This is a genomic window from Nocardia pseudovaccinii NBRC 100343 (assembly GCF_001613225.1).
Classification (GTDB): Bacteria; Actinomycetota; Actinomycetes; order Mycobacteriales; family Mycobacteriaceae; genus Nocardia; species Nocardia pseudovaccinii.
Map to the genome: position 1 here is coordinate 1 of NZ_BDBY01000006.1, position 10423 is coordinate 10423.

General features: G+C 68.4%; 1 protein-coding gene. It reads right to left on the bottom strand.

Going from position 1 to position 10423, the window contains the following annotated elements; genetic code table 11:
- A partial coding sequence (locus tag NP3_RS00485) for a non-ribosomal peptide synthetase (RefSeq protein ID WP_157123959.1) occupies positions 1-10423 on the bottom strand: 10423 nt, incomplete at both ends.

Genomic DNA, 10423 nt, shown 5'->3' on the forward strand with positions numbered 1-10423 from the left:
AACACCTTTCGGTCGCCCGGTCGACCCCGAAGTGAAGAGCACGTACGCGATGTTGTCCGGTCGCAGTGGTGCGAGCCGATCGGCGTCGGTGACCGGCGCGTCATCGAATCCGGACAGCTCCAGCCCATCGAGGGACGACAGCTCCAGCACCGGCGCGGCGATCGAGAGCATGTACGCGGTGCGGTCGCCCGGTTGGTCCGGATCGACCGGCACGTACCCACCGCCTGCGGCGTGCACCGCGTACATGGCGGTGACCTGGTCCAGTGAACGCGGCATCCGGATCGCAACCAACGACTCCGGCCCCACGCCACGCGAGATCAACCACCGCGCCAACCGGTATACGCGAGAGGCGAATTCCGCATAGGTCAGCGACTGTTCGCCGGATGTCACCGCGGGACGGTCCGCATTCGCCTGCACGGAGTCGGCGAAGAGCGAGGCGAGCGTCTCACCGGGCGGGAGCCTGCGGTCAGTCGAATTCCACTGCGTCAGAACGGCTTCGCGTTCATGGGCGCCGAGCAGATCCACCTCGTGCACCGGTTGTGCCGCATCGGTGACCAGAGCGCCGAGCAACCGCAGCAGGCGATCGACGATCGTGGTCACCGTCGTCGCGTCGAAGAGGTCGCTCGCATAGGTCACCGCGCCACTGATACCGGCCGGGGCACCGGTGGCGTCGTAGGAATCCGACACCGAGATCTGCAGATCGAACAGTGCGGTGTCGGTATCGGCCGTCATGGCCGACGCCGAGAGCCCCGGCAGTTCGAACTCGGCCCTGCCGACATTCTGGAATCCCAGCATCACCTGGAAAAGCGGATGGTGGGCGTGCGAGCGCACCGGATTCAGCTCCTGCACCAGCCGCTCGAACGGAACATCGGCGTGCCCGAACGCGGCCAGATCGGTCCCACGCACCTGTTCGAGCAGCTGGGTGAACGTCATCCCAGGGGTCAACCGGGTCCGCAGTACCAGGGTATTGACGAACATCCCGACCAGATCGTCGAGTTCGGGCTCGCCGCGTCCGGCATACGGACTGCCGATCGCTATATCGTCGGTACCGGCCAGCCGGGCCAGCGTGGCCGCCAGCGCAGCGTGGAAGACCATGAACAGGGTCGTGTTGTGCGCCCGCGCGATCTGCTGCAATCCCGCGTGCAGATCGGCACCGACGGTCAACGGCACGCTCGCGCCCGCATAGGTCTGCACGGGCGGACGCGGTCGGTCGGTCGGCAGCTCCAGCAAAACCGGGAGCTCCGCCAATTCGAGTGTCCAGTAGTCGATCTGGGCGCGCAGCAGCGATTCGGGATCGTCTTCGGCCCCCAGCACCGTCCGCTGCCAGATCGCGTAGTCGGCGTACTGCACCGGCAGCGGCGGCCGGTTAGGTGTCTCGCCGACCAGGTGTGCCGTGTACGCGGTCATCATGTCCCGTGCCATCGGGCCCAGCGACGAGCCGTCGCAGGAAATGTGGTGCACCACAACGGCCAGGACCCACTCGTTCGGCCCGAGCTCGAACAACCGTACCCGCACCGGCGCCTCGACCGTCACATCGAACACCCTCGACAGGAACGCCGACAGCGCCTCGGCCAGTTCCGGTTCCGCGATCGAGGTCACGGCGATCGGCGCGATTGCCTCGGCGGTGGGAAGGACGACCTGCGACGGCTCGCCCTCGGCATACGGATACACGGTCCGCAGGACCTCGTGCCGGTTCAGCACATCCTCGACGGCCGCGCGCAGCGCGTCGAGATTCAGCTTTCCGCACAGCCGCAGCACTATCGGAATGCTGTACGCGGCCGAGCCGGGCTCGAGCCGGTTCAGGAACCACATCCGCTGCTGTGCGTACGACAGCGGAATTCGCTGCGGCCGTGGCTGTGCCGTCAGCGCCACCCGGCCGGTGTCGGCCCGCGATTCGGCGCGCGCGGCCAACCGCGCGACCGTCGGCGCCTCGAAAATCATCGATACCGGGATGGTCGCGTCGAGCGCGGCGCCGATCCGCGCGGCCAGTCGGGTGGCCACCAGGCTGTTGCCGCCCAGTTCGAAAAAGTCGTCGTCGGCGCCTACCGGACCGTCGATGGCGAGGACTTCGGCGAATACGCCTGCCACTATTTCCTCCACCGGTGACGCCGGGGCCCGGAATCGCTTGGCCTGGACGACGGGTGCGGGCAGCGCCGCGCGGTCGAGCTTGCCATTCGGCGACAGGGGGATCGCGTCGAGGATCATCACCGCGGTGGGCACCAGATATGACGGCAACACTTCGGCCAACGCCGCCCGCAACTGTTCGCCCGAGAGGCTCGCCCCGTTTTCGGGTACCGCATAGGACACCAACTGCGCCGGGCCCGTGCCGGGATGCCACGGCACCGTGACCGCGTACGCCACCTCCGCCCGCGCGCTCAGTACGGCGTCGATCTCGCCGAGCTCGACCCGATAGCCACGGATTTTCACCTGGGAATCGTTGCGCCCCAGGAACTCCAGGGCACCACCGGTATTCCAGCGCACCACATCACCCGTGCGGTACATGCGACGTCCCGGTTCCCCGAACGGGTGCGCCACGAACCGCGCCGCATTCGTCGCCGCCCTGTTCAGGTACCCGCGCGCCAGCGCAGGGCCCGCCAGATACAGCTCTCCGGCCACCCCCACGGGCACCGGCCGCAACCGGGCATCCAGGACCAGCGCCTGCATTCCCGGCAGCGGGGCGCCGATCGTCGGCCGGTCACCCGGTCGCAGCGCATCCGTCGCCGTGGCGACCATCGTGGCCTCGGTCGGCCCGTACAGCACCTGGAACCTCCGGTCGCCTGCGAGATCGGTGGCCGCCCACCGGCTCACCAGATCCGCCGGGACCTCCTCACCACCGGACATCACCAGCCGCAGGTCGTCAAGTCCGGCCGGATCCACCGACGCGAGCGCGGCCGGGGTCAGGAAGGCGTGGGTGACCCGCCGCACACGCAGGAACTCGGCGAGCTCACCGCCGCCGTAGATCCCCGTCGGCGCGACGACCAGGGCACCGGCCCGGCTGACCGCGATCAGGATCTCCATCAGTGCGGCGTCGAACGACGGCGATGCGAAATGCAACACCCTGGACGTGTGCCGAAGCTCGGGATCGGCGCGCCAGCTCGAGATGAAATCGGCAATGCCCGAATGGGTGACGGCGACGCCCTTCGGCACCCCGGTGGATCCGGAGGTGAAGACCACGTAGGCGACATCCGAAGCTCGCAGCGGCCGCGGCCGCTCGTCATCGCCGATCGGGCCGCTCGCCGCCGCGTCGATCTGTGCGGCGACGGCCGTGGCGTCGAGCACGATCCACTCCACCGAATCGGGCACCTCGGCATGCACCGACGACAATGTAATCCCCAGCGGCGCACCGGAATCCGACACCATCTGCGCGATCCGGGCGGCGGGATAGGCGGGATCCACCGGTATGTACGCCGCACCCGTCTTGACCACCGCCCACCACGCGACGACGGACTCCATCGACCGCGCTACCGCCACCAGCACCGAACTCTCCGGTCCGGCGCCACGGCGGATCAGCACCCTCGCCAGCCGACTGGACCGCTCGTCCAGCTGCGCATACGACAGCGTGGCCGCCTCCGCGACAACGGCGATGCCGTCGCCGTTGTCCCGGACGGCCGAGGCGAACACCTCCGGCAACAATCCGGATGGCTCCAGTGGGACGGCGGGTGCCCCCACCCGCGACGTGAGCGCCGAGCGCTCCTCGGCTTCCAGCCAGTCGATATCGCCGATCACAACGGCCGGATCGTCGGCGACGGCTTCCAGCACCCGCACCAACCGTCGGACGATCGCCGCGGCGGTCGCCTCGTCGAACAGATCCCGCGCATAGGTCATCATTCCCGAGATGCCTTGTGCCACACCCGCATTGCCGGACGAATCGGAAAGCATCAGTTGCAGGTCGAACTGGGTCGCCCCGGTATCCACATCCGCGAGGGCAACCCGGACGCCGGGCAGCGCCACATCGACCGTCGAAACGTTCTGGAACGCCAGGGCCACCTGGAACAACGGATGCCGCGCCGCCGATCGCTCCGGGCTCAACTCCTCCACGACCCGCTCGAACGGCACGTCCGCGTGCTCGAACGCGAGCAGGTCCGTCTCGCGCGTGCGCATCAGCAACTCGGTGAACGGCTCGCCGGTATCCACCCGGGTCCGCAATGCGAGGGTGTTCACGAACATCCCCACCAGATCGTCGAGGCCGGGCTCGCCGCGCCCCGCGACCGGGGTGCCGATCACGACATCATCGCTGCCACCGAGCCGCCCCAATACCGCCGCCAGCGCCGAATGCATCACCATGAACAGCGACGACCCACGCGACCGCGCCAGCGCGAGCAGCCGCTCGTGCAACCGCGCATCGATCCGCACCGGTACTCGGCCTCCCGACAGCGAGGCGACGGCCGGGCGTGGTCGGTCCGCCGGTAGTTCCAGCCGGTCCGGTGCGCCCGCGAGCGTCGAGCGCCAGAACTCCAGCTGCGCGGACAGCAACGAGGCCGGATCATCCGGGGCACCGAGCATCTGCCGTTGCCACGACGCGAAATCCACGTACTGCACGGCGAGCGGCTCCCATTCCGGCGCGTGCCCGGCCAGTCGCGCGGCATACGCCGCCATTACGTCACGGGCCAGCGGCCCCATCGACTGACCATCGCCTGCGATGTGATGGACCACCAGCACCAGCAGGAATTCTCCTGTGTCACTGTCGATCTCGAACAACCCCACGCGCATCGGCACCCGGGCGGTCACATCGAATCCGCGCCGCACGAACTCGCTTACCACATCCGGGACCGAATCCGCTGCCACGCGCACCGGCTGCACCGGCAGCGCGGGGTCGTCGAGAACGATCTGCCGCGGCTCACCGGAGACTTCCGGATATATGGTCCGCAGTACCTCGTGACGTGCCATCACATCTGCGAGTGCGTCCGCCAGCGCCGCGGTGTCCAGCCGTCCCGACAGCCGCAGCATCACCGGAATGTTGTACGCCGCCGAGTCCGGCTCGAACCGGTTCAGGAACCACATCCGCTGCTGCGCCAGCGACAGCGGCACGGGTCCGTGGTGCACGCCGGGCAGCAGAGGCAACCGGCCCCCACCACTGAGTGTCCCCGCAAGCGCGGCCAATTCGGCGACGGTCGGCGCCTCGAACACCGACCGCACCGGCACGCGCACGTCCATGGCCGCACCTATGCGCGCCACCACCAGCGAGGCGCTCAGCGAATCGCCGCCCAGCGCGAAGAAGTCGTCGTCGACTCCCACCCGGTTCACGTCGAGTACCTGCTCGAATGTCCGCGCGACCAACTCTTCGAACCCCGGCGATGGGGCCCGGAATTCGCGCACGACGGCAACCGGTTCGGGCAACCGCTCGCGATCCAGCTTCCCGTTCGCGGTCAGCGGCACCTCGTCCAGCACCACCACCGCGGACGGCACCATGTACCGGGGCAACGCCTCGGCCAGCGCCGCACGCAGCTCCGCGCCCGATACCCGCGCCCCCGTCGCGAGCGCGACATAGGACACCAGCAGCACCGGTCGCCCCTCATCGCTGCGCGGCACGGTGACGGCGTATGCCACATCCGCACGCGCGCCCAGCACGGCGTCGATCTCCCCCAGCTCGATCCGGGTGCCGCGCACCTTCACCTGAAAATCGTTGCGCCCCAAGAACTCCATTTCGCCACCGGCGGTGCGGCGCACCATGTCACCGGTCGCGTACATGCGCTGACCCGGCTCCCCGAACGGGCATGCGACGAACCGCGCCGCAGTCAGCCCCATCCTGGCGACGTACCCATCGGCCACCCCGGCGCCGAACAGGTACAGCTCGCCCGCGACACCGGCTGGTACGGGCCGCAACCAAGTATCCAGGACCACGGCCGCGACCGGGCCGACCGGCTTGCCGATCGTGACCGCGGTACCCGATGCCAGAGCCTCGCCGGAGGTAGCCCAGATAGTGCATTCCGTCGGCCCGTAGACATTGAGCATGGCGCGATGCGGCGCCCACCGATCGACTAGTTCCGGCCCGACCGGCTCACCGGCCGCTGCCAGCACGCGCAACCCGTCGAGACCATCGCTCGGTACTGTCGCCAGCGCCGACGGGGTAACTATGGCATGCGAAACACCCTCTCGCCGGATCAGATTCGCCAGCTCGGGACCGGCGTAGACATCGGCGGGCGAGATGACGAGCCGACCGCCCGAGCCGTGCGCCATCAACAGCTCGAAGATCGAAGCGTCGAAGCTGGGCGAAGCGACCTGCAGTACCACCGACATCGGGTCGACGCCGAGTATCCGCCGCTGCGCCGCGACGATATCGGCCAAGCCGCGATGGCTGACGAGAACGCCCTTGGGTGTTCCGGTCGACCCGGAGGTGTAACTCACATACGCGGTCTGACCCCGCCGAATCGGCCCTCCCCGTTCGGCATCGCCGATCGGCACGGCAGGGACCGAGTCCACGGCGCGCAGCGTTTGCTCCGCGTCGAGGATCAGCCAGTCGACACCCTCGGGAAGATGCTTCCTGGTTGACGTATCAGTCAGTCCGAGAAAAGTTTTCGAGTCCGACAACAGATATTCGATGCGCTCCGGCGGCAGGATCGGATCGATCGGCAGCAAGGCGGCGCCGGTCTTGGCCACGGCCCACACGGTGACCGTCGCCGCAAGGGATCGCGGAAGCACGGAGGCGACGATCTGTCCCCGCCGGGCGCCGTGGCGCAGCAGGATCCGAGCCAGACGCGTGGATCGCTCGTCGAGCTGCCGGTAGGTCATGGCGGCCGTACCGCACCGCACGGCGATCGCGTCGAGTTCGGCGGCGGCGGAAGCCGCGAGTATGCGGTCCAACGTGTCCGGAATCGCAGCATCCGCAACCGAAACCGGCCACGAGGGCCCCGGTTCCTCGTCCAGCGCCAGCTCGCCCAGCCGCACGTCCGCGTTCGCGGCGATCCGGCACAGCAACTCGACGAAGCGGTCGAGGATGCGGCGCGCCGAGGCGGTGTCGAATGCGCGCTGGTGGAACCGGAGGATGATCCGCAGCCCCCGCGCCTGGCCGTCCGCGGACTGCTTCGGTTCCACGACCAGGCTCAGCGGGTACGGCGCCGCGTCCACACCGCTGAGTTCGTCCACCCGCAGACCCGCCGAATCGACGAGTTCCTGCAGCGCCGTCCGGTCGAGGGGGAACGACTGGAAGGTGACGGCGGTGTCGAAGAGTTCGGGCAGGCCGACGCTGCGGTGAATCTCGGGTAGGCCGATATGGTGATGCTCCAGCATGCGAGCGTGCCGCGCCTGAATGCCGATCAGCAACTCGCGCACCGTCATAGTAGGTTCGAGCGGGACTCGCACCGGAACCGTAGTCAGGAACATTCCGAGCGTCTGATCGACCAGCGGCAACTCCGGAGGTCGGCCCGACACCGCGGCGCCGAAGATCACATCGCTCTCACCGGTCGATATGCGCAGATTCAGCGCCCAGGCCGCGGCCACCGCCGAATTGATGGTGACGGCCGTCTCCGCCGCCACTCGACGGAGTTCGGCGAAACGATCCGCGGTGAGTTCGGCCACGACCTCGGCGGCGGATGCAGCGCCCGCCGCGGCTTCCCGGGACACCCGGGTGGGTGCTTCGACATCCGAAAAGGCTTGCGCCCATGCCGCTTTGGATGCGTCGCTGTCCTGCCGCCCCAGCCAGGCCAGATAGTCGCGGTAGGAGGGAGCGGGACCGGCGGCGTCGATATGCGCGGGAGATCCGTAGTAGTCGAGCAGTTCTCGCATCAGCAACGGCATCGACCAGCCGTCCAGGATCACATGGTGATTCGTGACAAGCAGCCGGAAGGACCCGGCATCGAGACGGATCAGCGTCAGGCGCAGCAGCGGAGGAGCCGACAGGTCGAATCCCGCCGCCGCGTCCGCCGCCGCAATGGATCCCGGGTCGGCGGGCGATTCCGCATTGCCGCCATCGGCGAGATCGATTTCCCGGAACGGGATTTCGGCATGGTCCAGCACGATCTGGCACGGTCCTGCCGCCGTCTCCACAAAGGCGGCCCGCAGGATGTCGTGCCGGTCGACCACGGCCTGGGCGGCGCGGCGCAGCCGCTCACCGTCGACCGCGCCGGACAATCCGATCATCGTCTGGACGGTGTAGTTGTCCCCGGCATCCGGGTCGAACGTCGAGTCGAAGTGCATCCCGGACTGCATGGGCGACAACGGCCAAACGTCGGACAGCCCGCGGTACTGCCGTCGCAGCCGGTCGATGTCCTGTTCGGTCAGCGCGACCAGCGGATGATCCGCCGTCGAGCGTCGAGCGGATTCCTCGATGGTCACCGCAGCCGCATCACCGCCCGCTATCGCGGCGAGGGCGGCAACTGTCTTGCCTTCGAATACATCTCGTGGTGTGAGCGTGAGTCCGGCGGATCTCGCCAGCGCCACCAGCCGCATCGAGACGATGCTGTCCCCGCCGAGCGCGAAGAAGTTGCTGTCGGCGGACACCGTGTCGAGATGGAGCACATCGGCGAACAGTTGCGCCACGACCTGCTCCGTATGCGTCGACGGCGGCCTGCCCGCCGCGGCGTCGGATTCGAAGGCGCGCTGCCGCAACGCTTTCCGATCGACCTTTCCCGTAGGCGTGCAGGGCATCTCGTCGAGCAGCACGATCGCCGCGGGATTCATATAACGGGGTAGCCTGCCCGCGAGATCGTCGCCGAGTGCCGCCACATCCATGGCAGCGCCCGGCGCGGCGACGACATAGGACACCAGGACCGGTTCGCCAGCAGGCCCTTGCACCGCAACGGTGGCGACGCTCGACACGTCCGGGTGCCGGGCCAGGTGGGCATCGATTTCCCCCGGCTCGATCCGCAGGCCGTGAATCTTGATCTGCTGATCGCCGCGGCCCAGGTATTCCAGCGCCAACCCGGTGCGTCCGCGCACCCAGCGCACGGAATCACCGGTGCGATAGATCCGCTCGCCGCGGGTGGATCGCGGATCCGCGACGAAGCGCGACGCGGTCACGCCCGGTCGATCGACGTACCCGCGGGCAAGTCCGGGCCCACCGATATAGAGTTCGCCCGCGACACCGACCGGCACCGGTCGCAGCCACGTGTCGAGAACCATCGCGGACGCGCCTCGGATCGGGCCACCGATCGTCACCGGCTCGCCTGATGCGAGGGCATCCGACCCCGTCGCCCAGATCGTGCACTCGGTCGGTCCGTAATGATTCATCAGCCGTCGCCCAGGGCCCCACCGGTGCACGGTGTCCGGCCCGGTCGCTTCGCCGACGACGGCGAGCGATGTCAACGACGGCGTCCGGGACGGATCCATGGTGTTCAGCACGGACGGGGTGATGATCGCGTGCGAAACCTGCTGCGACCGAAGCAATTCCTCGAGGTCGGTCCCGGCGTACACCTCCGGTGGCGCCACCACGAGACACGCGCCACTGCCGTGCGCCAACAGCAACTCCGACAAGCAAGCGTCGAATCCCGGCGACGCGACCTGCAACACCACCGAATCCGTACCCACGCCGAAGGCGTCGACCTGCGCCGCGACCAGGTCGGCCAGACCTCGATGGCTGAGGTGGACCGCCTTCGGTTTGCCGGTCGATCCGGACGTATAGATCACGTATGCCGCATTGTCGGCCGACAGCTCGTCGGCCGCGGCCGGACGAGATCGGCCCGGATGAGCGTCCGAAGCCGGAGCGTCCAGCAGCAACCAGTCGACAGTATCCGGAAGTTGCGGTGCCACAGCGCTGGTCGTCACGCCCAGAGTGATCCGCGAGTCGGACAGCAACTCCCCGATCCGCGCGGCGGGATTGCCGGGATCCAACGGCAGGAAGGCGGCGCCTGTTTTCGCTACCGCCCAGATCGCGACGACCAGTTCGGCCGAACGGGGAACCGCCAATGCGACGATCGACTCGGCGCGCGCACCATGACCGGCCAGCAGGCGAGCGAATCCATCGGCGCGACGGTCCAGTTCACGGTAGGTCCACGTGGTGTCACCGGACCGGACCGCCACGGCATCCGGATACCTGCGCGCGGTCCCCGCAAGGATGTCGCGCAGCACGAGCTGCGCGCCTGGCTCCGCGCTTGCGGCCGAAAGCAGTTCCGCGCGTTCGGAATCCCAGCAGCAGGAGATCGCCGCGACCTGCCGGGCCGGATCGCGGACGATCTGCGTGAGCAGCAACTCGAATCGTCCCAGCAGCGTGCGGGCCTGCTCCGAATCGAATCGGTCGGTGGCGAATTTCAGCGTGACCGTGTAGGTGCCGGGCTCGTCGGCGTCCGGTTGTCCGCCGCGACTCGACCGCGGCGGGGTCACCTGCAAACTCAGCGGATATGGCGTGGCGTCGTGCGCGTCGATCTCGACGAGCCGCAATCCGGCGTCGGATAGATTGCGCGCCAACAGTTCCCGGTCGAGCGGATAGGACTCGAGCACAGTCGCGGTGTCGAACATATCGGTGATACCGGTGGCCCGTTGCAGCTCCGCC